This is a genomic window from Shewanella vaxholmensis (assembly GCF_031932135.1).
Taxonomy (GTDB): Bacteria; Pseudomonadota; Gammaproteobacteria; order Enterobacterales; family Shewanellaceae; genus Shewanella; species Shewanella hafniensis.
Genome location: NZ_JAUOEV010000003.1, coordinates 217,754 through 242,234, shown reverse-complemented (window position 1 = coordinate 242,234; position 24,481 = coordinate 217,754). Strand labels below are relative to the sequence as shown.

The following is a 24,481-nucleotide window of genomic DNA, read 5'->3' as shown; positions in this document are numbered from 1 at the left end:
CTTGAGCCTGTTCCAAGTTGGGTTTGGACCGCTCTGGTCGGATGAGTGTAACATTAGGATAACAACAAATACCAGTCGGCATAATTAAGCAAACTTCATTTCGCGGTTTTTAGTGTAACACCGTATAATTGCGGCCAATTTGTCGTTTAACGGCAATGGCATATTGATTTAACTACAAGGACTCACAGTGAAATATTTGCTGACGTATTTTAAGGGAATGGCCATGGGCGCTGCCGATGTGGTGCCAGGCGTTTCAGGCGGCACCATAGCGTTTATTACCGGTATTCTCGATACCTTGCTCGACAGTGTAAAACGTATCAATCCTTCCCTTTGGGGCGTAATCAAGTCGCAGGGCATAAAAGGGGCATTTGCCCATATTAATGGTGGCTTTTTAGTGAGTCTGCTGGCGGGGATCCTAACCAGTATTTTTACCTTTGCTAAGTTAATCTCTTGGTTACTGGTGACGCACCCGATCCCGATTTGGTCGTTCTTTTTTGGGCTTATTATTATCTCTGTCGTGCATATGCTTAAGCAAGTGAATGGTTTCACTGTGGCACGTTTAGGTTTATTTGCCTTAGGTGTGCTGGCAGCATGGGCGATAACTGTGTTAAATCCGGTCGCGGTAGAAGCCAGTTATATGAATATCTTCTTCGGCGGCGCGATTGCGATTTGTGCTATGGTGTTACCGGGGATTTCAGGCAGTTTTATCTTATTATTGTTAGGCTTATATCCCGTGGTTTTAGCTGCGGCTAAAAATATTCAGCTGGATATTTTGGCCTGTTTCGCCGTTGGCGCTGTGATGGGATTACTGACGTTCAGCCATTTATTGTCGGCATTGTTGCGTAAGCACCACGATGCCACTATCGTGTTTCTAACCGGATTAATGTTAGGCACCTTAGGTAAAATTTGGCCATGGAAAGAAACTTTAACTTGGCGGACCAACTCCCATGGTGAGCAAGTGCCGTTATTGGAACAGAATATTTCGCCGCTTAATTTTGAACAAGTGACCGGCCAACCTTCGCAACTCGCCTTTGCGATTGTGTGTATGCTGGCGGCGATTGCACTGGTATGGGGGTTAGAGAAAGTGGGCAAAAGAGATTAATCCTTTATTTAATACCCTTGATATAACGTTTCCCCTATCAAAGCAGCGAGCCTTCGCTGCTTTGTTGTTTTCGCCCCAAAGGCAACAGATATTTAATTTTCATGGTTTTTTTGTACAATACTTAGCCTTTGCAGAGGTGTGGCTTTGGTTGAAGGCACCTGTATAAATTCAGTATGAGTTTGTCGTTACGATAAGGATGTTTTGTGAATAAGAATACCGTTTCATGGGCGGGCGCCGCGCTCGCTTTCTTCGCGTTAACCCATGTGATTACCAATAGTATCAATAAGCAAGATGTCGGGCTCTCCCCAGAGCAACGCACGCAGATGGAAAACACCTTGCAGCAGTATGGGCCCAAGGGCAAGGCATCTCAGTATGGCCAATATGCTCCAGCCGATAATACCAATCTCACAACTGACAACTCCCTCAAGAATGTCCGGCATATCTACAGTAATAAAGGTGCTTTTGCGGCACTTCGGCAGGATGGCAGCGTGGTGACATGGGGCGATCGTCAGTGCGGCGGCGACCATAGCGCCGTGGCGGCTGAATTAGTCAATGTAAAAAGCATTTTTGCTTCGACAAATGGGTGTGGTTTTGCGGCATTAACCCAAGACCATCGACTGGTGATTTGGGATATGGGGGATGCGCCTGTATTACTTAGAGATCAGCTTACGCAAGTGGCAGATTTTGTGATGCGTGATGATCTGTTTGCCGCCATAAAACGAGATGGCAGCGTCATCAGTTGGTCTATCGTGGATGGGTCTTTGGATGAATTAAATCACGGAATTTATTCAGCGCCAGCGTTGAAGAATGTGCAGAGTGTGAGTATCAATGATGCAGCATTTGCTGCGTTACTACAGGATGGCACTGTGGTGACCTGGGGTTCGGCCTATCACGGTGGTAATAGTCAACACCTTGCCGCAAAACTTAAGAATATTAAAGCTGTTTATGCGGCGCCAAGTGCCTTTACTGCCGTGACTCAAAACGGGGAGCTAATGTCTTGGGGGAGCGTCAATGATGGTCAAGAAAGCCAAAGACAACTGGCTAGACTCAGTGAGTTTACGGCAGTTACCAAAGTTGTTCATTCAGTATTTGGTTTTACTGCATTAATGGCCGATGGAAGAGTCTATGCGTGGGGTGAAGGTTTTTTGCCAGAGAGTCGTGTACTTTTTCCGTTAGCCTTAGCGAACTCGCCCGCTAATAGCCAAGAAAAAGTCATTGATATTGTAGCTAATGATGGCGCTTATGCTGCGTTAAAAGCGAATGGCGATGTTGTAGTTTGGGGTCATAAACGCCATGGCGGTAATGCTTCGGCCGTGCAAAACAAGTTGCAACATGTACGCGCACTATATGCGATAGATACGGGGTTTGTTGCGCTGCGAGAGGATGGCACATTAATAGGTTGGCAAGGAGCAGAGGATTTAAGTGGTGAACCTATGATGCAAGAGATTACAGATGTAGTTCAAGTGGTTACGTTAAATCAGGGGTATGCAGCGTTGAAAGCGGATGGCACTGTAGTAGAGGATAGCGCGGGACCTAAGCTTGGTGTCTCTGAGGTTATCGAGCTTATCCCAAGTGTTATGGGATTTACCGCTAAGCGACGTGATGGGAGCCTTTCTGTTTGGCAATTTGGCGGGCTGAGTTGGCATGCTAAAAAACAAGATATTGATCTAACCGATGTCATTGAGGTGCGTGGCAACATATCAAACATGATAGCGCTCACTTCTGATGGTAAAGTTTTGACGTGGGATCTGTTAGGGAGTGGCGGTGAAGCTGATGCTGATATGTCATATTAAAACGAGGCTGGAATATTTCATTTCAGCCCGTTGATTCAATCATGCACGCAATTAAGCTTGATTGGCTTTGATTTCCCGCAGATAGCGATAAATCGAATGCACCGAAATCCCCAATCGAGTGGCCGCGACTTGGGCGCTGTCCTTGAGTTCGAAAATCCCTAACTCATGCAATTGATTAACGATTTCGCGGTTCTTCTGTGAAGGGGAAATCCCAGAGTTTGAGCGCACTTCATGGTTGATACTGTCAATCGTGCTATGGAGCGCTTCATCGATATTGCGGGCAAACACCTCGGGCGAGCTGGTCAGTTCGCTGCCAAGGAGTTGCTCTGGCATCATAGTGCGCAGCACAGATTGCAGTGGTGCATCCATGTCGCTGTTAATACACAGCAAACCTATGGGTTGATTTTTACTGTTACGGATCACAGTCGTGATCGATCTTAGCGTCTTACCATTGGCGCATTTCGTTAGGTAAGAGTTAGAAATATCCTGACCTGTCTTGAGTTTAAGCAAGGCAAGGTTGGTTATCGGCGCACCCACTTCACGGCCTGTGACATGGCCATTGGCAATTTTGACCACAGACGGATGTTTCGCATCTAGGCTGTGCAATACCACTTCTGTGTGTTCACCATACATGGCAGCGATGCCATCGACGATATTTTCGACCGATTTCAAAATATCCAGATCACTTTGCGTTAAATCTTGCAGTTTCACAATTTCAACCTTTAGTTATTAACCCGCTATTATTCAGCGGGTTAAAATCATTATGCCGACATAATATCGATAATAGTGACATCTGTGGATGACATGCCATTGAGGATCATTTTGCCAATGTTTTTAATGGTTTTCTCAACATCGGTAGCAATAATACCTTGGCCTGAGACATTGTGACTACTGAGCGCCATCAAAAATGAGCGCACGGCCGCACTAGATGAAGTGCTAACCTTCATGGCACAGGAGGCTTTCGCGCCATCACACACCATGCCCGAGCTGTCGCTGATCACGTTTTGAATCGCGAAACAGGATTGTTCGAACGAACCTCCCGCCAAATACACCATAGCCATAGAAGCGGCTGCGCTGGTGACGGTATTGCCACAAAATGCCGACAGCGGTGGGTAATGGGACTTGATATAAATCGCTCCTAGATGGCTCATAATCAAGGCGCGGGCGAGTTTTTCTTCCGAAACCTTATAGCATTGTGCCGTCAATACCACAGGAATAGTTGCCGCTATGCCTTGATTACCACTGCCAAGATTGCTCATGGCGGGCAAGTTCGCTCCGCCCATGCGAGCATCGGATGCTGCAGCAGTTAACATGACGATTTTATTCAGTAAGTCTTCACCGATAATGCCGGCGGCTATGCCGCTTTTCATGGTGCGGCCGACTTCCAGCCCATAGGGATTCGCCATGCCTTCATCAGATAATTTGCCATTTAACTCAGAGGCTTCGAGAATGAATTTAATCTCTTCAAAGGGGACTTCTTGGGCGAAGCGATAAATAGACTCGATAGTGATATCCACTCCTTCACAGATGGAACCAGTGGCTTTGGCTTGCGTGCTGTCAAGGCTAAAGACGGATTCGCCGTTGAGGCGCTTCTCGGCGATCAGTGTATGCCCGCCGCAGATTTTCACTAGGGCTTCGCGGTCGCCTTTTTTCGCGATGACACAGCAATAGATAAACTCTGCCGTTTCAGTGCGCTCAACTGTGACTTTACCCGCATCGATCAGTGCCTGTGCTTTGGCGACTTGTTCCGGTGTGATCACTGCCAATACTTCTAAGCCTGCATCAGGATTGCCAGCAATGGCGCCTGCTGCAGCGGCAATTGCCAGACCGATTTTGCCTGTGCCAGGTACAAACACGCCCATAGAGTTTTTATAAAGATTGTCAGACACTTGTACCGCAATTGAATCGGGTTCAACACCAAGTAAGGCGCGGGCGACGGCGGCGGCGTAAGCTGCGGCGATGGGCTCAGTGCAGCCTAATGCGGGCTTAACGACTTGTTTGATGATGTTAATATACTGCTGCCATTGGGGTTTCATCAGCTTACAACCTTATGTTAATGCTTAAATGTTAACGTGTGCTATGGCTTCAACTTCCACTTTAACGCCCAGTGGAAGATCCTTCACCGCAAAACAGCTACGTGCAGGGCAGTCGGTTTTAAAATAGGTTTTATACACTTCGTTAAAGGCGGCAAAGTCACTGATTTCAGCAAGATAACAAGTGGTTTTGAGAACCGTGTCTAAGCTACCACCGCCCGCTTCAAGCACGTATTTGAGATTATCTAGCGATTGAATCGATTGTGCGGTGATCCCACCGTCAACCACTCCGCCTTTCTCTTTACAAACGGGCAGTTGGCCAGAGGTGAAGATGAGATTGCCATAGCTCGTACCGTGTGAATAAGGGCCAATGGCCGCGGGAGCACGTTCTGCATGAATAATAGTTTTCATTGTCTCTCCAACTTGCAAATAAAATTGAATGCCTAGGTCGGCGTATGTGCAACATTATTTGTATTTTTATGTTTTATTGCAATTATTTTTTAATGAATTTCATTTGTCACTGCGGTTTGTGCGCTATTTATCTCGTTTTCAGTCAAGTTGTGAGCTTTAACTCTTTGTTCAACAAAAGTTGAGTATATTGATTGCTGAGTTTGTTATGTTCAAATATATTTGCATAAAATAATAGCAACAAGGTAAAGGTGAAATAATGGATGCAACAATTACTGCTGCACAGTGGAAAGCAGATACCCGCTTCGATAGTACGGATTGGGGCTGGATTATCATGAGTATTGGAATGGCGATTGGCGCGGGGATCGTGTTTTTGCCTGTGCAGGTCGGTTTAATGGGGTTATGGGTGTTTTTACTGTCTGGCATTATTGGCTATCCTGCCATGTATATGTTTCAACGGTTGTTTATCAATACCTTAGCTGAATCGCCTGAGTGTAAGGATTACCCGAGTGTGATTTCGGGTTACTTAGGTAAAAACTGGGGCATGCTGTTGGGCGGCTTGTACTTCATCATGCTGGTCATTTGGGTGTTCGTTTATTCAACGGCCATTACAAACGACAGTGCTTCATTTTTGCAAAGTTTTGGGGTCACCAAAGCGTTATTGTCAGAAAATCCTTTTTATGGTCTAGCCTTAATCTGCGGCTTAGTTGCCTTAGCCTCCCGCGGTGAAAATCTACTGTTTAAGATCTCCACTTTTATGGTGCTGACTAAGCTGGGTGTTGTGGCTGTGTTAGGGTTATTGATGGTGGATAAGTGGGATATCAATAATATTGGCGCTATCCCAGCAACGGGTGATTGGTTAAAAGATGCGGTCGTCATGCTGCCTTTTACGCTGACATCGATTCTGTTTATTCAAAGCTTAAGCCCTATGGTGATTTCATACCGTTCACGGGAAAAATCTTTAGCCGTGGCGCGCTTTAAAGCGATGCGCGCCATGAATATTGCCTTTGGTGTCTTGTTTGTCGTGGTGTTCTTTTATGCTGTGTCATTCACGCTCGCTATGGGTCATGAACAAGCGGTGCGCGCATCGGAAGAAAATATCTCAGCCTTGGCCATGGTCGCCCAGGGCATGCAGGGGCAAACGCTGAAATTACTGAGTCTGACGCTGAATATTTTTGCGGTAATGACGGCTTACTTTGGGGTGTATCTTGGTTTCAGGGAAGCTTGCCAAGGGCTAACCATGAATATGTTGCGTCGATATATGCCTGAAGATCGCATCAATAAAAAGCTTGTCGGTTATGGCATCATGATTTTCACGATTCTACTGTCGTGGGGCGCGATTGTATTGAATGCGCCAGTGCTAAGTTTTACGTCAATTTGCAGTCCAATCTTTGGTTTAGTGGGTTGTTTAATTCCCGCTTATTTAGTGTATCAAGTCCCCGCACTGCATAAGTACAAGGGCATGTCGCTGTATATCATTATCATCACAGGTTTATTACTGTGTGTATCACCTTTCTTGGCGTTTAGTTAGCAGGGTTAAAATGGGGGGAAGTTAAGCTTTGATGCATAAAAACCGGTATTGAGTTACTCAATACCGGTTTTTGCGGGGAAAACGACCTTAGACAATCATTTCAAACAATTATTTCAAGCCATCATTTCAAGCAATCATGACAAGCCATGATCCCAAGTAATCATCATAAGTCGTCCTCAAAGTTTGAATTGTGAGGTGGCGTTTTTCAGTTCATCGGCAAAATCGACTAATCCCTCAGAAACATTGCGAACCTGCGACAGAATTTGCAATGTCTGTTCGAATGAAGCGTTCATATTGACGACGTTATCGACCACTTGAGAAGCAACCGAGGCTTGCTCTTCCGTTGCCGAGGCAATGTGGGTATTCATACTATTGATACTGACAATCTGCTGCTGAATCGATTTTAATGCACTGCCTGTGTTTTGGGCATTGGTTTCATTTTCTGATGATTTCGACATGGCCACATTCATGGTACTGACCGAAGAAATGGCCGCCGTTTTAAGGTTTTGTAACACATGACGAATTTCTGTGGTTGCATCTGCGGTTTTAGAGGCGAGGGCACGGACTTCATCCGCTACCACGGCAAAGCCCCGTCCTTGCTCACCCGCGCGGGCAGCTTCGATGGCAGCGTTCAGTGCCAACAGGTTAGTTTGCTCAGCAATCGAGGTAATCACATTTAAGATAGAGGTGACATTTTCAGTGTCTCTGGCAAGTTCATTAATCGAGTTAGAAGCAGCCTGAATCCCCGTATTTAATTCCTGCGAAATATCGATAGTACGTTGGACGACTGTCATACCTTGCATGGCTTCTTTTTCGGCAATCTGGGCAGCACTGGCGGCTTGGCGCGCATTTTGCGAAATTTCGATGACGGAGTGGCGCATGTCTTCCATTGAAACTTGCACAGCACTGGCATCATGGCTTTGTCTCTGAGTTGCATGCGTTGCATCTTCCATTCGCTGTTTGAGTGAGTGCGAGCTTGCAAGTAAGGGATCGGTAACATTCACTACTCTTCGAATCGAATCACCGAGTAACCCAAGGAATCGATTGAAGTTACTCGATACTTGGCCGAGTTCATCGCTACCTGATACGTTAAGTTTATGGCTAAGATCACCCTTACCATCGGCGAGCTCACTCAATGACTGGGCAACATTACGGGCAGAAGAGCTAATGGCGCGTGCAATGGCGATAGTGACAATAAACATCACGATCAGCAAAGCGATACCTATGGAGAGGGTGAGCCATAAACTTTGCTCCGATCTGTCGCCTGCTTCTTTTATTGATTGTTTAAATTCGAGTACTTTTTCTTGTTTGAAGTTTTGTATTTCATTGAGTACTGCTTCATAGGCTTGGGATTTTTCTTGGCTGATTTGGCCAATATTTGCCATATCAATCGTACCTGCCAGCATGCCTTTAGCTAGCTTAATCGTCATGTCGTTATAACGGGTTAATTTAGCCGATAGATTGTTGAGTTGATTGGCTTGTGAGGGATCGACCTTGTCTAACTGTTGGAGGTTTTTGCGTAAAGATTCGTACATATTACCGGCGTTGGTTAACAGGTCTTCGTCGGCAAAAGAAACGGATTGAGTATAAAGCTCATCGAGTCGTTGGATAAAAAACACGTTTTGATTGGCGAGTTCAACCCTTTGGTAAACTTGCTGCTCCATATAGTTAAGAGTGGTGCGATTTTTATTTATGGAGATAACACTAATGCTTAAGTTTAAAGCGAAAATGATGACTGCTAAAATAAATATCGCGATAACTTTTTTAAAAATAGAAATGTTATTAAAGAAATTCATTCCTTGCCCCCAAGTTGTGCCGAGCTTAAGCCCGGCACTCCAATCTAAAACTCGGCAATAACTTTTACCGAATCATTGGCTTCACTACTATCAATATAGCCAATAATATTAGGGTTAGATGCAACTAATTTTATCATCTCCGCCCCACTACTGACTTCCTTGGGTGGCGTTCCTTTGCCTGTAAACACTTTCTGTGACCAATATGACTTAAGTTGGCTGGATGACTTGCCCAGCACTTTAGTGTCAAATGTCTCCCTTAAGGGCATAGCGCTGTCAAGATTGACTGGTACTGCTTGGGCTCCTCCGGGGAAGGTCTTTGTTTTTCCTAAATAAATATTCTCGATTGATTTTTGATCTATTGCATCCGCATTACTGGGATTCACTATGACGACTACGTCAGCAAATAATGGCATTGAGAGCAAACTGAGTAGGATTGAGCAAAGTAATTTTTTCATATCTCTCTCCTAAAATACTAAATCAATACCAAGACTGATGGATTTAGAATCCCCCGCAATTTTCAAGCCTGGGCCACCGTCATCTTTAACATCATCATATTGAATTTTAAAGGCTGCCGAGGGATGGAAATCCCAACGTATTCCTACTGAACTCGTATGGTGCACTTCGAGATTTTTACCTTCATTGAAGTCCGAATAGGAAATGTATGGCATTACTGAATCGATACGGTAGCCGAAAGTGAGCAAGTAAGTATCTAGATTACTCCCATCGAGATCTAAGCGGTTCAGCTCAGATAAAAAAAGGAAATTCTCATAATCTATATTAATGGATAGCCCATAGAATTTGCCTGAACGTTGGGTGCTGCCATTCCATTCCTGCTGAATTCCACCAATATAACGTTCATTCGTGTATTGCATATGTGTTAGGCGAATATCTAACCAATCTTTGTTGAATTGAACAACAATACCGCCTATGTCCTTCCACACTTCTCGGGTATTTTCGAGGAAGAAAAAGTCAGATAACAGTTTATTGGGTTCACTATCTTCGCTACCGTAATAGACTTGCCCTGACATGGTCCAGTCGCCAATTAAATAGTTATATAGCGCGCTGACACCTGTGTAGTTAAATATTTGCCATGTGTAGTTATCTGCGGGTGGACGTATCCAAGGATAGGCATATCCAACATCAAAGAAATCACTGTAATAGTAGAGAGGTAGGCGTTTTTTACCGCCTTGTACTGTCCAATGATCATTGATCTCGTAGGATAAATAAGCCCATTCAAAACTTGCTGAAAAATCATCGGCACCGCGTGAGACGACCTGTGCAGTGGCTGTTAATCCTTCAAGTAAATCCGCTGAAAATTGGATTCCAAATAAGGTATCCGGTTTAAAGCTAATATCTTCATCGTAGGCACCAACGAGTGGATAGTCGGCGAGAAAGGTGGGACCTAAATCAAACTCAGCAACGCCAGAACCTTCGAGAACTTGACCCGCGACAACTGAGGCAAAACCTGAAATGTTCACTTCTGCATAAGCGGTGGAACTGAGCAAGAGTGAGCAAAGACCTAATGAAAACTTATGTTTCATAAAAAAGCCCTTTAAAGTGAGGTATATTCGTTTTTAAGCCTAGAACAGGTGTGAACATACGCAAACTTTTGCGTAACATTTCTGCAACATAGTGGTCTAAGTCACGTTTTGTACTATGAGTTTGAAATTTATTTTGTGATTATTCAGGTGAAATTGCTAGATGTGCCAAATCTCTATACCCGAATTCAGACAAGTTTAGAGGCTGCAATTTTTTACATATTCATATTGCAGATTTAAGCGTATAAATTTTAGTCACTAAATTTGAATTCTGTTTCATTTTTTGCAGATAAAATGGTGTAGAGCATATTTGTAAATACAGTTCGGCCATGCGAATGACTCATTTTTTAAATGAGACATTTGTACGTTTGCATTATAAATAACTGGGAATTATCTCCCTCATAAATATTAACAGTCGACTAATGTTGATATTTGTGCGGTGAGATTGTAGACGTAATACGAGTGATACTTGTTTTAGTCTTCTAAAATTGCTCTTCCAAGAAAAGTCGACATTTATCGCATTTTCACGAGTAGGTAAGCGCTGCGGCATATTTTACTGCGTCTTTTTCTCCGATTTACGGCCTTTGTACTGTATGGTGAGCAGCCTAAATTGGGCTTGATTGCTGCATAGGGCCATAGAACCTATAATCTTGCTCTGTGATGTTGAGTTCTCTTCTTTCTAATATGATCCAATAAAAGGAATGTCATAATGCAAAGACGCAATTTTTTAAAAAGTGCGGCTATTTTGTCGACTGCGGGTTTTATCACGCCGGTACTGGCATCTTCCTCTAAATCGAGTGTCGTTGAACCTAGCGCAAGCGATGGACGTCGCCATTTTATCTTAACAAACACTTACCATCTTGTTGCTCCTGAAGGCTCTGAGGGCGTGGTTAAGTTGTGGATCCCTTTGCCTGAAGACACGCAATTCCAATGGGTCAGTAAGCTTGATTTCACCGGCAGTTTTAAAGATGCCTATATCAGCTCAAACAACAGTTATGGCGCCAAAACGCTCTTTGCGACTTGGCCAGATGCCAAAGACAGCATGACAATGACCGTTGAGTTAAACATTGAAACCTTAGATTGGGAACCGCTTAAAAGCGGCGCTTTGACTCACTATCGCACACCAACACAGATCCACTATCCTGCAGAGGTAGAACGTTATTTACTGCCGACTAAACATATGCCGATTAACGGTATTGTGAAGCAAACGGCGGATAAAATCGTCGGTAGCGAAACTGAACCACTGAAACAAGCGCGACTGATTTACCTTTGGGTTAGCGCCAATATGTTCCGCGACAATAGTGTGATTGGTTGTGGCACGGGTGATGTGGCCAGCATTTTAGAAAGTGGTAAGTTAGGCGGTAAGTGTACCGACATTAACTCGGTATTTGTGGCGCTAATGCGTGCCGTGGGAATCCCTGCCCGTGAAATGTTTGGTATTCGCTTAGGTCAGGCGATCAAGATGGGTCATTACTCTAAAAAGGCCTTTGGGAGCGCCGATGACAAAGGGGCTGCCGATGTTAGTGGCGGTCAACATTGTCGCGCTATGTTCTATTTAGCGGGTTATGGTTGGTTGCCCGCCGATCCTGCCGATGTGACTAAAATGCGCTTAACAGAGAAAAAAGAGCACAGCGATCCTGCGGTTCAGGCAGTGAATGATTATCTCTTTGGTAACTGGGAAATGAACTGGGTTGGCTTTAACTATGGTCGCGACTTTGATTTATTTCCTGAAGCCGAGCAGACACCACTGAATAACTTTGGTTATCCCTATGCGGAAGTCGATGGCGATCCTGTGAATTATTATGAACCAAAAGTGTTTGCCTATGACTACCAGTCAACCGAACAACGCTAAGGGACTTTTAGCGACGATGGCCGCTGCAGTGATTGCTGCGGTTGCTTCAAGCCTATGCTGTATTGCACCGCTTATTTATTTGGTGTTCGGGGTGTCGGCCGCGAGCCTGTCGGGGATTGAGCAGCTGAGCTGGCTGCAAGTGCCGATGTTGGTACTGTCTACTGGACTTATCCTGATGGGATTTTGGCGGCTCTATTTTGCTAAAAAACCATTGTGTACTGCGACGTTGAGTCGTACTCAGATGGTGTGGCTGTACTGGTTAACTGTGCCTGTCGTGCTGGCATTTCAGTTATATCCTTTTGTATTACCTTGGTTATTAGAGGTGTTCGAATGAAGTTAGTGTTATTTTTCGCCTTGAGCTTGTCTTCAGCGTCGAGCTGGGCGGCAAACGTGCTGGTTACCTTGGATGTTAAGGGCATGACTTGTCCGCTGTGTGTCACTGTCGTGAATAAAGCCCTGCGTAAAACCGATGGGGTGATTAAGGCCAAGGCTTCGTTGAAAACCGAACAGGCAATAGTGACTGTGCCAGAGGATTTTAATCTTGATAATTTGCTCAAGGCCGTTGATGAAACGGGTTATAAGGGCAGTATTAACAAGATAGAGAAACAAGCTTAAGCGTCTTGGCCTACCATGGCTTTATTAGCTGTAATACACCTCGGGATCGACTCTGCGCTGCCTCTGTTCATTTTTCTCTGAAGACTCCTTTATCAGATCCATTTTTTGCGCTTGCAGTAATTCTAGCTGCTTGGCTTTTTCTTCATTAGACAGGCTTTCATCGTTGGCAATTTTTTCCATTTCAGCCTCTAGCTGCTTCAGTTTTTCCCTATCGATACCTGTACGTTTATCGAGGATCGTCTGCATGGCTTCAGCCAATTTGTCGGTGCTTTTATCTGACTCAGGGGTGCCAGCAATGGCTTGTACATTCCCCGTATAGCCTTGTTTGGCGTTAGGTGCGAGATGGCTATAGGTATCGGCTGTCGCGACAGGCGTAGAAAAGGAGAGGGTTACAGTATCTTGGCTTGCTGCGGGACTCGATGCCGCCATCAAAGTGGGATCATTGGCTTGGCTACTCTGACTCGACTTGAGTTGCGTGAGTGCCAAATTAGCATAGGGATTGGTATAGCTGTTGGGGTTGATTGTGCTCATGTCCGATTCCTTTTGGTATGGCCCAGTGGTTGCGATTGAGTCCCTTGGTCACCTTTGGCTTTAATGCTGTGCGGTTAAATGGTGCTACTGGGCGTTCAACTCAATCTAATGATGCTCGGTATTTTATTAAGCAAGTTAGAGGCCAACTCAGGCTTATGTGGGGTTTATGTGTGGTTCATTCGTGATTGATTCATCAGAAGTCACGCTTGAACAAGACTTTTAAAAAATATTTATACAAAAACTTGATCCTTGTACAACTATGGTCCGTAATTAAAGACATAGTGATACAAGGAGTCGACTTATGTACAAGTTTAACCCGCAGCGAATTCAGATTGGGATCAGTGCTTGCTTATTAGGGGAGAAGGTTCGTTTTGATGGCGGACATAAAAATTCTACCTATTGTAATCAAGAGATTAAGCAATTTTTCGATTATGTGCCTATCTGTCCAGAAATGGCGATTGGCCTAGGTGCACCCCGTAAAAGTATCCGTTTAGTCCGTGATGGTGAAACCATCTTAGTTCAGAGCGGTGACGGTAGCTTAGATGTGACCGATAAGCTTAATGAATACAGCGAAAACAAGGTTGAAGAGCTTGATTTCCTCGGTGGATACTTGCTTTGCGCTAAGTCGCCAACCTGCGGCATGGAGCGGGTGACAGAGTATAAAATTGGCACTAACAATGGCTCTAAGTCGGGGATTGGTGTGTTCGCCCGCAAGTTAATGGAGCGTTATCCACTATTGCCCGTGGAAGAAGAAGGCCGTTTGCATGACATGGTGCTACGGGAGAACTTTTTCACCCGCGTTTATGCCTATCACGATTGGCATCTGATGAAGCATGAAGGGCTGACTAAGCATAAGTTAGTGAAGTTTCATTCCCGCTATAAATACCTGTTAATGGCGCATAGCCCTACATGGTATCGCGAGCTTGGGCCGATAGTGGCCAATATTGAGGATCTTGAACAAAGCGCAACCCGCTACTTTGAAGGCTTTATGACGGCGCTGAAAATCAATGCGACCCGTAAAAATCACACCAGTACGCTGCAGCATATTCAGGGCTACTTTAAAAAGCATTTGAGCAAAGAGCAAAAGACAGAACTGTCTGAAGCGATTATGAAATATCGCGAAGGTTTATTGCCTCTGTTAGTGCCTATCACGCTTATCAACCATTATCTGCGGGAATTCCCAACGCCTTACATAGAAGAGCAAGTGTATTTGAATCCCCATCCAGAGGCGTTGAAGCTGCGCTATGCCTACTAGTATTGGCTTTGCCGTACTGAGTAGTTTTTAGCTTTGAATGTAGTGAGTTATTACTGATATATGAAACAAGATACCCAGTCCATAACCAACGATGAGCCCAATGATGGAGTATTACTCCCCATTGGTGAAGTGTCGGCCTTAACGGGCGTGAATGCCGTGACCTTAAGGGCATGGCAGCGCCGTTTTGGTTTAGTGATCCCTGCGCGCACGCCCAAGGGACACAGATTATATACGAGTGAAAATATCCAAGAAATCCATGAGATTAATGCATGGTTAGCTAAAGGTGTTGCGATCAGCAAGGTTAAACCTTTGCTGATGAGTGCCGCCAAATTATCAAGTGAAATGATTGAATCCCAAGTTGTCGATCTGTGGGGCGAGCAAATTACTGCGCTGAATGCAGCATTGTTCGACTTCAATCAGCATAAATTGCAGCAGATATTAGACGATGCATTTGGCTTATATCCGTTTCAATTAGTGAAAGAAAAGTTACTGCAACCTTGGCTTAATCAACTCGATGACTTAGTGGATGAGCGGCTCGATGCCGAGTTAATTCTCGCTTGGTTAAAAAGCGAATTACTCAGCCGAGTTGGTGGGCGTTATGCCTTTACCGGACAGGCCATTGCGGCGCGAATGGCTGTGGTGCAGTTATCCCGCGGCGCGGCCACGCAGCCTAACTCTACCCGAACTAAAAGCCTGTTTTCTTTGCTCTTATCGCTCGAGTTAGCGTCGCTTCGAGTATCGGTTATCGACCTTGGCGAGCAGGCCATAAGTAGTTTACCGCTGCTGCAGGGCAGGCTTAACGTCGATGCGCTTTTGCTTATTCCCGATCCAAATCATTCGGGGTCTGAGCAGACTGAAATGCTCACTGTATTGGCACAAATGAGTTTCCCCTGTCGATTTGTTGGCCCCTTTGCGCCGACCTTGACTTCCTTATCGGCTTTCTGGGCGCCTTCGATGACAGACTTGATTGGACAAATGCCGTCTCGAGCAGTGGGGAAGACTAACAGAAGTCACAAAGGCAAAGGGAAAAGCGAGCAGGGCAATAGTGGAGAAAACAATGACATCAGTTAACGATTCAATGCCAATAGATTCAATGTCAATAAAAGTGCAGGGCAATAATGCACTGATGTGGTTTCGCCAAGATTTACGCCTTGCCGATAATCAAGCACTAAGTGCAGCCTGTGATTGGGCGCGGGAGAATGGAGTGGCACTTAAGGCCATTTATATCGCTACGCCAACTCAGTGGCAACGCCATGATGTGGCGCCCATTCAGTTAGACTTTATCGAACGTCACATCAATCTGCTTGCCCAAGAGCTGGCGAGCTTGGGGATTACATTCGAATTAATTCAGTTAGATACCTTTGCCGATGTGCCAGCGTTTATCAGTGATTACTGCCAGCAGCAAGGTATTAGCCGCGTGTTTGCAGGCAGTGAGCCTGAGATTAACGAGCAACAGCGTGACCAAGCCTGTATTCAGGCGGGTATTCCTCTGGTGCTAACCGATGAGCATTGTTTGCTTAAGCCGGGCAAAGTGCTGAACTTGTCCGGCGACATGTATAAGGTTTTCACTCCTTTTAGCCGTAAGTGGCGAGAAATTGCCGCTCGCCATGCCATTTTGCCGCTTCCAGTTCCGGCGCCGCTTGGACCTGTGTTGACCGAGCCAAAGCCGCATTTGTTTAACAATGTCACTAAAGTATCGAGTGAACTTTGGGCTGCGGGAGAAGGGCAGGCAAAGCGTATACTTTCAGCATTTATTCAGCAGAAAGTGCAGGATTATAAGCAAGATAGGGATTTCCCCGCCATCGATGGCACCAGTTCAATTTCACCTTATCTGGCCATTGGCGTCATTAGCCCAAGACAATGCGTTGCCGCGTTGCTGCATGACTTCCCCGAGGTGATTGTCGACGATACTAGTCCAGCCCGTACTTGGTTAAATGAGCTTACCTGGCGTGAGTTTTATCGTCATTTGCTGGTGGCATTTCCTGATTTATCTAAGAATCATAATTTCAATCGACAAGCTGACCATGTGCAGTGGCGCAATAATCCGCAGGAGTTTGCCGCTTGGTGTGAAGGTCGTACTGGCTATCCGATTGTCGATGCGGCAATGCGCCAGCTCAATCAAACGGGTTGGATGCACAATCGTCTGCGGATGGTGGTGGCGAGTTTCCTGACTAAACATCTACTGATTGATTGGCGTTGGGGCGAGCGTTATTTCCGCCAAAAGCTCATCGATGGTGACTTGGCTGCAAATAGTGGCGGCTGGCAGTGGTCCGCCGGTTGTGGCTGCGATGCCCAGCCTTATTTCCGCATTTTTAATCCTATGAGCCAGAGTGAAAAGTTTGATCCAGATGGCAGCTTCATCCGTAAGTACTTACCAGAGCTCGCATCTTGGCGAATTAAGCAATTACATCAACCCAGTACAGCGCAGACACCGTCCTTGTTTGAACAGCCGTTATTTAACACTCAAACGGCTTATCCGAGTGCGATTGTCGAGCACAGTGCAGCAAGAGCAAGGGCGTTAACCGTACTAGGCGTATTGAAAAAGGCCGCGGCCCAATAAATAGGATCAGGAGCAATAACCAGATGACAAACCAAGCGACGACTGAGACTAATACGCTTGTTGATGATTTTATTCAGCTTTATCAAGCCTTGAATAAAGATAACTTGCACCTGTTGGGTCAAGTTTACGACGACAGTATTAGCTTTACCGATCCTATGCATCAAATCAAAGGGCTAGAGTCGTTAACTCAGTACTTCGCGAAGTTATATAAGAATGTTAAGCATATTCAGTTTGAGATCAAAGAAGTACAGCAGGATGCGAATCAAGCCGCGCTGTTTTGGCAGATGGAATATAGCCACCCTAAGTTGAATAAAGGCGGACTTATCCGTGTTGATGGCATGAGCCAACTTAAATTCAACGACAAGATTTATTTTCACAGGGATTACTTCGACTTAGGGCAAATGTTGTACGAGCATTTGCCTTGCATGGGCGGGCTTATCCGCTTGCTCAAAGACAGGGCGGCAAAATAATGAGCGCTGTTAAACCATTGAAAATTAATACCGTGCTGATTACAGGTGCAAGCTCAGGAATTGGGCTTCAACTGGCGCAGGATTATTTAGCCTTAGGTTGGCACGTCATTGCCTGTGGCCGCTCCCAAGAAAGATTAGATGCGTTAGCCTTGAATGAACTCGTAGGTGCCACGCTGTTAATTTTTGATATATCCCAGCGCGACCAAGTTCAACAAGCTGGCCAAGATTTAGCCGAGCTGTTGGCGAAAACCGATTGTCAGCTCGATTTGGTGGTTTTGAACGCAGGCAGTTGTGAGTATATAGACGATGCTAAGGCCTTCGATGATGTGTTATTCGAGCGCGTCGTCCATACCAATTTAATTGCGATGGGATATTGTCTCGGGGCATTTTTACCTTTAATGCCAAGGGGGTCACGTATTGGCTTAATGAGTTCCAGCGCTATTTATTTACCTTTCCCTCGCGCTGAAGCCTACGGCGCCTCTAAAGCTGGCGTGCAGTATCTCGCCTCGAGTCTCTCACTTGATCTTGCTAAGAATGAAATCGGTGTGAGCTTGATTTGCCCTGGTTTTGTGGCGACGCCACTGACCGCAAAAAATGATTTTTCTATGCCAATGCAAGTGAGTGTACAAACCGCTTCTAAGGCGATACGTAATGGGCTGAAAGGTGGCAAGCGCGAGATCCATTTTCCGCGACGCTTTACTTATCTATTGAAATTGATGTCGTTTTTACCTGCCTTTGTGTGGCAAAAAATGATTGCAAACGATACTCAAGCCAAGCCGCTTAAGGACAAGAGTTTATGAAAAATATCGCCATCGTCGGCACCGGCATTTCTGGATTAACCTGCGGCCATCTATTAAGCGAGTCGCACAAGGTCACAGTGTTTGAGGCCAATGACTATATCGGCGGCCACACGGCGACAGTCGATGTGGAGCACCAAGGCCAAACCTACGCCATAGACACAGGTTTTATCGTGTTTAATGACAGAACCTATCCACGATTTGAGCGTTTATTGGCTCGCCTCAATGTCAACATATTACCGACTGAGATGAGTTTCAGCGTCCATAATGCGCTGACAGGGCTTGAATATAACGGCCACAATTTAGGGAGTTTGTTTGCCCAAAAGCGTAACCTGCTGAATCCGCGCTTTTGGGCCTTTTTAAAAGAAATCCTGCGCTTTAATAAAGGCTGTAAGGCACTCTATCAACAGGATATTTACCCTGAAGGTAACTTAGGTGATTATTTAGACAGTGAAAACTTTTCGCGCTTTTTTGCCGAGCACTATATTTTGCCCATGGGCGCGGCAATTTGGTCTTCGAGTATAGAAGATATGCGTTCGTTTTCGTTGAAGTTTTTTATTCGTTTCTTCCAGCACCACGGTTTATTAAATGTCAGTGATAGGCCACAGTGGTATGTGCTAAAGGGCGGCTCGCGTAGCTATATTCCTGATCTTATTGCGCCCTTTAAAGACAATATTCGCCTTAACTCCCCCGTGACAGGTATTGAACGTCATGGCAATGGGGTGAAGTTGCAGGTCCACGGTGAATGGTTGGAATTCGATGAGGTGATTTTAGCCTGTCATAGCGACCAAGCACTGCGGATGTTAAACGATCCCACGCCAACAGAACGCGCCATTTTAGGCGATCTCAGCTACCAAAATAACGATGTGGTGCTGCACATGGATACGGGTATCCTGCCTAAGCGAAAAGCGGCCTGGGCGAGTTGGAACTATAGGTTAGATGGCAATCTAAAACGCCCAGCGTCAGTAACTTACAACATGAACATACTGCAACAGTTACCAGCCAATGCGCCGACGTTTTGTGTCACTTTAAATCAGTCAGAGTTGATTGATGAGGCGAAAGTGATACGCCGCTTCAATTATGCCCACCCAGTGTTTAACGAAGCCAGCCTTAAGGCCCAGGGCCGCCGTGAGGAAATATCCGGCCAAAATCATACCCATTTTGCTGGAGCCTATTGGCACAATGGTTTCCATGAAGATGGTGTTCGCAGTGCACTGGATGTGTGTGCCCATTTTGGTGTCAGCCTATGACCGATGTAAATGTGACAAGCTTAAATATGACAGAGCTCAATAGCGGCATTTATTACGGCACTGTATCCCACAGCCGTTTTACGCCGATTAAACATAGCTTTAGTTATGCAATGGCGCTGCTGGCGATTGACTTAGATGAAGTCGATAAGATCAGTGCCATGGGGCGAGTTTTTGCCAGTCAGCGCCGCGCTTTACTGAGATTTAATCCGAAAGACTATTTAACGTCTTTTACGACTAAATCCAATAACAGCGGTGAAGTGGCAGTTGCCGATCCGAGCGCCGCGGCACTTAAGAGTCGAGTGCTAGCGCAAGTGGCCGAGTTAGGTGCAGATAAGCTTTGCGACCGAGTTTTGTTTGTGGGTCAGATCCGTCATTTTGGCGTGTATTTCAGCCCAGTAAATTTCTATTTTTGTTATCAAGATAAAACGCCTTTATACATGTTGGCCGAGGTGAGTAACACGCCTTGGGATCAACGCCATTGCTATTTAGTAGATGTAGCCGCGCCCAAACCTTCTGACAAAGTGTTTCACGTTTCCCCCTTTATGACCCTCGATATGCGTTATCTCTGGCATGTGGCTGCGCCGAGTGAAGACTTAAATATTGGTATTGAAAACAAGTCGATGCAAGAGAATGGTAAAAAACTGTTTAATGCCAATCTAATGATGAAACGCCAACCTATCACGGCGGCCAATTTACGTACGCTTTTATTTCGCTTTCCTTTTATGACTCTCAAGATCTTCTTCGGGATTTATTGGCAAGCGCTGAAACTCTTTTTCAAACGTGTGCCCTTTGTGCCGCATCCAGCTCAGATGGAGAAATAACATGGAAAATACTGCTTCGCAAACCTCAGTCGCCACAGGGAAACTGCCCGACAGTATTGCGCGTAAAGTCTTGCTCAAGGCGCTGGAAAGTCTGCCCCACGGTTGCTTGACCTTAGTTGAGGGCGATAAGAGCTATCGTTTTGGTGAGAGTCATACCGATTTACATGCCACGCTTGTGGTTAAACACCCCAGTTTTTATCGTCAAATAATGCTTTCAGGCTCCATTGGTGCAGGTGAAGGTTATATTCAAGGCCATTGGACGAGTCCTGATCTCACCAAAGTCGTGCAACTATTTGCCCGCAATTTAGCCTTGCTCGATAGGATTGAAGCCAAGTTTTTTTGGTTAACTGGCACGTTAAATCGCGTGAAGCATGTGCTGAATCGTAACTCGCAGGAGGGCTCGAAGCGCAACATTTTGGCCCACTACGATTTGGGTAATGCCATGTACGAGCAATTCCTCGACCGTGAAATGTTGTACTCGAGTGCGCTTTATCCCCATGAGGAAGCCAGTTTGCAGGAAGCCCAGCTGTTTAAGCTGATGACTATCTGCGAGCGCCTCGATTTACAGCCAGGTCAAACCTTACTTGAGATTGGTACTGGCTGGGGCGCACTGGCTATTTATGCGGCGAAGCACTATGGCGTGCACGTGACAACGACGACGATTTCAGATGCGCAATACGCCTATGCCAAAGCGCGCGTTGAAAGCGAAGGCCTGAGCGATAAAGTGACACTGCTGACCGAGGATTATCGCAATCTGACGGGGGAATACGACAGGGTTGTTTCTATCGAGATGATTGAAGCGGTAGGGCATGAATATTTACCGGGCTTCTTTAAAAAGCTGGAATCACTGTTAAAACCCCATGGGCGCATGCTGCTACAGGCGATAACGATTGCCGATCAACGTTACGACAGCTATCGCAAAAGTGTGGATTTTATTCAGCGCTATATTTTCCCCGGTGGCTGTTTACCTTCTGTCAGTCAAATGGTCGGTCACATTGCCAAACAGACGGATATGGTGGTCTGGTCGCTCAATGATATGGGGCTCGATTACGCTAAAACGCTGAGGCATTGGCATGAGAATTTTGATCATGCCGTGGGTGAAATCCAAACCTTAGGTTATGGCGAAGACTTTATCCGCATGTGGAAATTCTACCTAAGTTATTGTGAAGGTGGATTTTTAGAACGCACCACAAGCACAGTGCATTTAGTTGCCGTACGTCCGGACTATCGCGTTCTAGGCAATAGTCAACCTAGCCTGGCTGTTCCTGCGGCTACCCGGTTAGATTAGCCGTTGAGAGTAGTTCGTTTAGATGCATCCGTTTAAATGAAATTGTCGCTGTAGTTGTAGCAAGATAAAAGTGAGGCAAAGATGAAGTCAATGTTAGCTAACTCTCGGCATCTGCCTAAACATCAGGGTTTTATACTCTATAACGCCCTGAGTTTTCAGGCTGTGTGGTGGTCGAGTGTGCTTTGGCTTAACTTGTCACTGCTGCTAACTATACCTTTGTTATTGTTTCACTTTATCCTGTTGTCCTCGTCGGGTAAGCGCCAGTATCGCCAAGTCGATTTACGATTAATGCTCAAGGTTGCCGCCCTAGGGATAGGCATTGACACTGTGCTGTCGGTTTTAGGCCTGTTTGAGTTTGCTGCCTTCCCTTGGTGGCTTGGCTGTTTATGGCTGCACTTTGGCTTGAGTTTGAATCATAGCTTAGCGTTTATGCGACCCTTACCGCTGATATTGCAGGCGTTACTCGGAGGAATATTTGGCACGTTAAGCTATGTCGCGGGCGCGCAGTTTAATGCGGTGATTTTGCCCTACGGCAATGTTATTTCTGCTGTGGTGTTATTTTTTGTTTGGCTAGTCTTGCTGCCATTTTTAATCCAACTTGCTAATCCCTATGGATTTAATCGAAGCACTAAGGCTCGCACTTTTACTGTTTTTAATTTCAGCAGCTTAAGTTTATTGGCGCTCGGTTTGTTGATTGCACCTTTAAAACCATTAGAGGCGAAAACTTCTAACTTTGAAAACATTACTATCGAGCTGAATGATGCCGCAGATGTGACGCAGACTTTTCAGGAAGTGGGCCGGACAGAAATGGATTGGCTGTGGTTTAGTTTGTATAAGGCGAGGCTGATGACGGTAACTGGCCGTTATCAACAGGGGCAATATCCTCTGCTGCTAGATATTGAATATTATCGAGATATAGAGTCTGAAGATCTGTTAGAAGCGACAAAAGATCAATGGCAGCATCTAAAATTTGCCGAAAAGGATATCCAGCGTTGGCTCAGTTTATTAACCGCCACTTGGCCCGATGTGAAGCAGGGCGACCATTTAAGTTTTAAGGTTATGGATGGGCAAACGAGTCAGTTTTTCTTTAATCATCAACCACTCGAGATTATCCAGGATGCTGATTTTGCGGAGGCATTTTTAGCGATTTGGTTATCGAAAGACACTAGCCGTCCGAGTTTGCGGGCGCAATTACTCGGAGAAAAACCATGCGATTGTTAACACGACTTATCGGTCAAAAGTTATTGTTAGGCCTAATAATGATAGGGCTTTTATCGAGTTGTTCATCGGTGGAAGTGACAGACTATAAAGATTCTCATCCGACACTGGTGTTGGAATCATTCTTTAATGGGCCATTAAAAGCGTCTGGGATAGTACATGATTTTAGTGGCAAAGTGATCCGCAAATTCAATGTCACTATGGAAGCCAGTTGGCAGGGAAACGAGGGCGTCATTAATGAATGGTTTGTTTATGATGATGGCGAAACTCAAACTCGTGTGTGGCGCATTAAAGCGCTAGGGGAAGGGCGATACTCGGGAACTGCAGGTGACATTATCGGCACCGCCGATGGTCAATCCAGTGGTAGCGCGCTACGTTGGAAATACGATATGTTATTACCCGTCGATGGCGATGAATACCAAGTTCATTTCGACGATTGGATGTTCTTAGTGAATGATAATACCATTATAAATCAGAGTGATATTATTAAGTTTGGCATCACAGTGGCTAAAGTCACTTTAGTTATTCAAAAATAGTCTCAGCAATTTTTAGTTAAGTTAGCTTAACTATGTTTGTGCTTGCTTGTCATGGATTCACTCTGTTGATTAAGGCTTAAGTTGGCTTAAACAGTATAGCTTGGCTAATAATCACCTTTTGTCTGCACTAAAGTATCTAACTCAAACCAAAGTGTCAGCTAGGCACTTTTGCTAGCGGCATAAAGTGATAAATATGATAGTTAATTATATGTAACTCATTGTTTATTATTTTAATTATTCCAAGTTTAAGTCGGTGTAGATTAATGATTAAAAAACACTTAGTTCTATGGTGTGCCTTGTTGAGTTTGTCGTTAACTGCTTGTTCATCCTTTGACGTTGTGTTTGAGGAACAAGCTGAGACAAAAGCTGACCCTCATCAACCTGCCAGCGATCCTATGGTGCAAGATAATGAACGCCGTATTCGAGATGCGAGGGCAGATGGTCGTTTAGAATCCGATTTTTTTAAAACCTAGGTACCCGGTTAAGTTTAAATAAGAAGAGTGGGTTAGGGACTCGCTGCAACCTCAATACTTAACCCTCAATACTTAACCTTCAACAAGCATTGTGGGTTAAGTATTGAGGTTGCTAGGGAAAAGGGCGAAGAGCTAGCCTGCTTGACGACTGTTATCTATCGATTTTTTGTCATAATATTCAAACGGAAACACATTACGGATCCTTTGCTTCACATTGTCACTCACGTTGGCAGAAATATGTAAGCGTACATCTCCTGATTTTTCAGCCCTAACAGTACAGGTCAGTTTTTCAGCTTTAGCAATGTGGCGGCATTCCCGCTCGAAGCGCTCTGGGATTTTGCCTTTATGCTGAGTCATGCGGCCATCTTTAAAATGCATTTCAAAAATAGTTAGACCTTTCTTGCCACCAAATATGAGTTTGTAAACGAGAAAAATACCAATAGCGACAAAAATGAGTTTGAAAATATCGGCTGTCATAACGCCCCCTATCTTATGTTTATAGGACAAAGATACTCCTGAGTGACTTGTTTTAACAGTGCGCGAACACGCAATTTTGAATTGGCAATAAAATCATTCCCGCCTAGACTTAACTGGCGAAGGAAAAGTAATCCCTC

24 protein-coding genes and 2 pseudogenes are annotated in these 24,481 nt (G+C 45.2%); 18 read left to right on the top strand and 8 right to left on the bottom strand.

Going from position 1 to position 24,481, the window contains the following annotated elements:
- Nucleotides 1-187 precede the first annotated feature (187 nt).
- Nucleotides 188-1,102 carry a polyprenyl-phosphate transporter gene (locus Q4Q46_RS04750; protein ID WP_311889359.1) on the top strand — a complete coding sequence of 305 codons (915 nt, stop codon included), beginning with the start codon at nt 188-190 and terminating at the stop codon, nt 1,100-1,102.
- A gap of 203 nt (nt 1,103-1,305) precedes the next feature.
- A complete protein-coding gene (locus tag Q4Q46_RS04745; RefSeq protein WP_311889358.1) occupies nt 1,306-2,895 on the top strand; it encodes an RCC1 domain-containing protein in 1,590 nt (529 codons plus the stop codon).
- A gap of 51 nt (nt 2,896-2,946) precedes the next feature.
- Here the strand turns inward: Q4Q46_RS04745 and Q4Q46_RS04740 are convergent, their stop codons facing one another.
- Genes Q4Q46_RS04740 through Q4Q46_RS04730 form a run of 3 tightly spaced genes read right to left on the bottom strand, consistent with a single transcriptional unit; the run spans nt 2,947 to nt 5,339 of the window.
- On the bottom strand, nt 2,947-3,606 hold the full coding sequence (locus tag Q4Q46_RS04740) for a helix-turn-helix transcriptional regulator (RefSeq protein ID WP_311889357.1): 660 nt from the start codon (nt 3,604-3,606) through the stop codon (nt 2,947-2,949).
- Between the two features lie 50 nt (nt 3,607-3,656).
- A complete protein-coding gene (locus tag Q4Q46_RS04735; protein WP_311905352.1) occupies nt 3,657-4,931 on the bottom strand; it encodes an L-cysteine desulfidase family protein in 1,275 nt (424 codons plus the stop codon).
- Nucleotides 4,932-4,955: 24 nt separating this feature from the next.
- Nucleotides 4,956-5,339 (bottom strand): RidA family protein, encoded by a 384-nt coding sequence (locus Q4Q46_RS04730; RefSeq protein ID WP_220592380.1) that lies wholly within the window; start codon nt 5,337-5,339, stop codon nt 4,956-4,958.
- 256 nt (nt 5,340-5,595) lie between these two features.
- Here Q4Q46_RS04730 and Q4Q46_RS04725 point away from each other — a divergent pair, with 256 nt between their 5' ends.
- On the top strand, nt 5,596-6,867 hold the full coding sequence (locus tag Q4Q46_RS04725; RefSeq protein ID WP_311905351.1) for an SLC5/6 family protein: 1,272 nt from the start codon (nt 5,596-5,598) through the stop codon (nt 6,865-6,867).
- A gap of 176 nt (nt 6,868-7,043) precedes the next feature.
- Here the strand turns inward: Q4Q46_RS04725 and Q4Q46_RS04720 are convergent, their stop codons facing one another.
- The 3 genes from Q4Q46_RS04720 to Q4Q46_RS04710 are packed head-to-tail and all read right to left on the bottom strand — an operon-like array spanning nt 7,044 to nt 10,204.
- Nucleotides 7,044-8,663 (bottom strand): methyl-accepting chemotaxis protein, encoded by a 1,620-nt coding sequence (locus tag Q4Q46_RS04720; RefSeq protein ID WP_311905350.1) that lies wholly within the window; start codon nt 8,661-8,663, stop codon nt 7,044-7,046.
- Between the two features lie 44 nt (nt 8,664-8,707).
- Entirely contained in the window at nt 8,708-9,118 is a 411-nt protein-coding gene (locus tag Q4Q46_RS04715; RefSeq protein WP_311905349.1) for a type 2 periplasmic-binding domain-containing protein, read from the bottom strand.
- A 9-nt stretch (nt 9,119-9,127) separates the two neighbouring features.
- Nucleotides 9,128-10,204 carry a porin gene (locus Q4Q46_RS04710; protein ID WP_311905348.1) on the bottom strand — a complete coding sequence of 359 codons (1,077 nt, stop codon included), beginning with the start codon at nt 10,202-10,204 and terminating at the stop codon, nt 9,128-9,130.
- 706 nt (nt 10,205-10,910) lie between these two features.
- On the opposite strand from Q4Q46_RS04710, the gene Q4Q46_RS04705 reads away from it, so the two are divergent.
- Genes Q4Q46_RS04705 through Q4Q46_RS04695 form a run of 3 tightly spaced genes read left to right on the top strand, consistent with a single transcriptional unit; the run spans nt 10,911 to nt 12,668 of the window.
- Nucleotides 10,911-12,053, top strand: a complete 1,143-nt coding sequence (locus Q4Q46_RS04705) for a transglutaminase-like domain-containing protein (RefSeq protein WP_259520082.1) — start codon at nt 10,911-10,913, stop codon at nt 12,051-12,053.
- Nucleotides 12,054-12,069: 16 nt separating this feature from the next.
- The gene (locus tag Q4Q46_RS04700; protein WP_011847392.1) at nt 12,070-12,387 is read left to right on the top strand and encodes a membrane protein; all 318 of its coding nucleotides are present in this window, start codon (nt 12,070-12,072) and stop codon (nt 12,385-12,387) included.
- Nucleotides 12,384-12,668 (top strand): heavy-metal-associated domain-containing protein, encoded by a 285-nt coding sequence (locus Q4Q46_RS04695; RefSeq protein ID WP_311905347.1) that lies wholly within the window; start codon nt 12,384-12,386, stop codon nt 12,666-12,668. The genes Q4Q46_RS04700 and Q4Q46_RS04695 overlap by 4 nt, the downstream gene beginning before the upstream one ends.
- Nucleotides 12,669-12,692: 24 nt before the next feature.
- Here Q4Q46_RS04695 and Q4Q46_RS04690 read toward each other — a convergent pair whose 3' ends face one another.
- Entirely contained in the window at nt 12,693-13,199 is a 507-nt protein-coding gene (locus tag Q4Q46_RS04690) for a hypothetical protein (protein ID WP_259527803.1), read from the bottom strand.
- Nucleotides 13,200-13,500: 301 nt separating this feature from the next.
- Here Q4Q46_RS04690 and Q4Q46_RS04685 point away from each other — a divergent pair, with 301 nt between their 5' ends.
- The 12 genes and pseudogenes from Q4Q46_RS04685 (at nt 13,501) to Q4Q46_RS04630 (ending at nt 23,889) form a co-directional block, all read left to right on the top strand.
- Complete coding sequence (locus tag Q4Q46_RS04685) at nt 13,501-14,454, top strand: YbgA family protein (protein ID WP_006082548.1); 954 nt, start codon at nt 13,501-13,503, stop codon at nt 14,452-14,454.
- Nucleotides 14,455-14,514: 60 nt separating this feature from the next.
- Nucleotides 14,515-15,525, top strand: a complete 1,011-nt coding sequence (locus tag Q4Q46_RS04680) for a MerR family transcriptional regulator (protein ID WP_311905346.1) — start codon at nt 14,515-14,517, stop codon at nt 15,523-15,525.
- Nucleotides 15,512-17,014, top strand: coding sequence for a deoxyribodipyrimidine photo-lyase (gene phrB, locus Q4Q46_RS04675; protein WP_311905345.1), 1,503 nt, complete (start codon nt 15,512-15,514; stop codon nt 17,012-17,014). Before Q4Q46_RS04680 ends, phrB begins: the two co-directional genes overlap by 14 nt.
- 23 nt (nt 17,015-17,037) lie before the next feature.
- Nucleotides 17,038-17,484, top strand: coding sequence for a nuclear transport factor 2 family protein (locus tag Q4Q46_RS04670; protein ID WP_226058991.1), 447 nt, complete (start codon nt 17,038-17,040; stop codon nt 17,482-17,484).
- Nucleotides 17,484-18,284: an SDR family NAD(P)-dependent oxidoreductase gene (locus Q4Q46_RS04665; protein ID WP_311905344.1), complete on the top strand. Its 801-nt coding sequence runs from the start codon at nt 17,484-17,486 to the stop codon at nt 18,282-18,284. Before Q4Q46_RS04670 ends, Q4Q46_RS04665 begins: the two co-directional genes overlap by 1 nt.
- A complete protein-coding gene (locus tag Q4Q46_RS04660; protein WP_311905343.1) occupies nt 18,281-19,531 on the top strand; it encodes an NAD(P)/FAD-dependent oxidoreductase in 1,251 nt (416 codons plus the stop codon). Before Q4Q46_RS04665 ends, Q4Q46_RS04660 begins: the two co-directional genes overlap by 4 nt.
- Nucleotides 19,528-20,352, top strand: a complete 825-nt coding sequence (locus tag Q4Q46_RS04655; protein WP_311905342.1) for a DUF1365 domain-containing protein — start codon at nt 19,528-19,530, stop codon at nt 20,350-20,352. Before Q4Q46_RS04660 ends, Q4Q46_RS04655 begins: the two co-directional genes overlap by 4 nt.
- 1 nt (nt 20,353) lies before the next feature.
- Nucleotides 20,354-21,640 carry a class I SAM-dependent methyltransferase gene (locus Q4Q46_RS04650; protein ID WP_311905341.1) on the top strand — a complete coding sequence of 429 codons (1,287 nt, stop codon included), beginning with the start codon at nt 20,354-20,356 and terminating at the stop codon, nt 21,638-21,640.
- 81 nt (nt 21,641-21,721) lie between these two features.
- Nucleotides 21,722-22,294, top strand: a pseudogene (locus Q4Q46_RS04645) (DUF2878 domain-containing protein); the annotation flags it as partial.
- Nucleotides 22,295-22,315: 21 nt separating this feature from the next.
- Entirely contained in the window at nt 22,316-22,861 is a 546-nt protein-coding gene (locus tag Q4Q46_RS04640; protein WP_311905386.1) for a chalcone isomerase family protein, read from the top strand.
- Nucleotides 22,849-23,394: a DUF3833 domain-containing protein gene (locus Q4Q46_RS04635; protein WP_311905340.1), complete on the top strand. Its 546-nt coding sequence runs from the start codon at nt 22,849-22,851 to the stop codon at nt 23,392-23,394. The genes Q4Q46_RS04640 and Q4Q46_RS04635 overlap by 13 nt, the downstream gene beginning before the upstream one ends.
- A gap of 263 nt (nt 23,395-23,657) precedes the next feature.
- Nucleotides 23,658-23,889, top strand: a pseudogene (locus Q4Q46_RS04630) (hypothetical protein).
- Between the two features lie 110 nt (nt 23,890-23,999).
- Here Q4Q46_RS04630 and Q4Q46_RS04625 read toward each other — a convergent pair.
- Nucleotides 24,000-24,344, bottom strand: a complete 345-nt coding sequence (locus Q4Q46_RS04625; protein ID WP_220777163.1) for a DUF3634 family protein — start codon at nt 24,342-24,344, stop codon at nt 24,000-24,002.
- Nucleotides 24,345-24,481 lie beyond the last annotated feature (137 nt).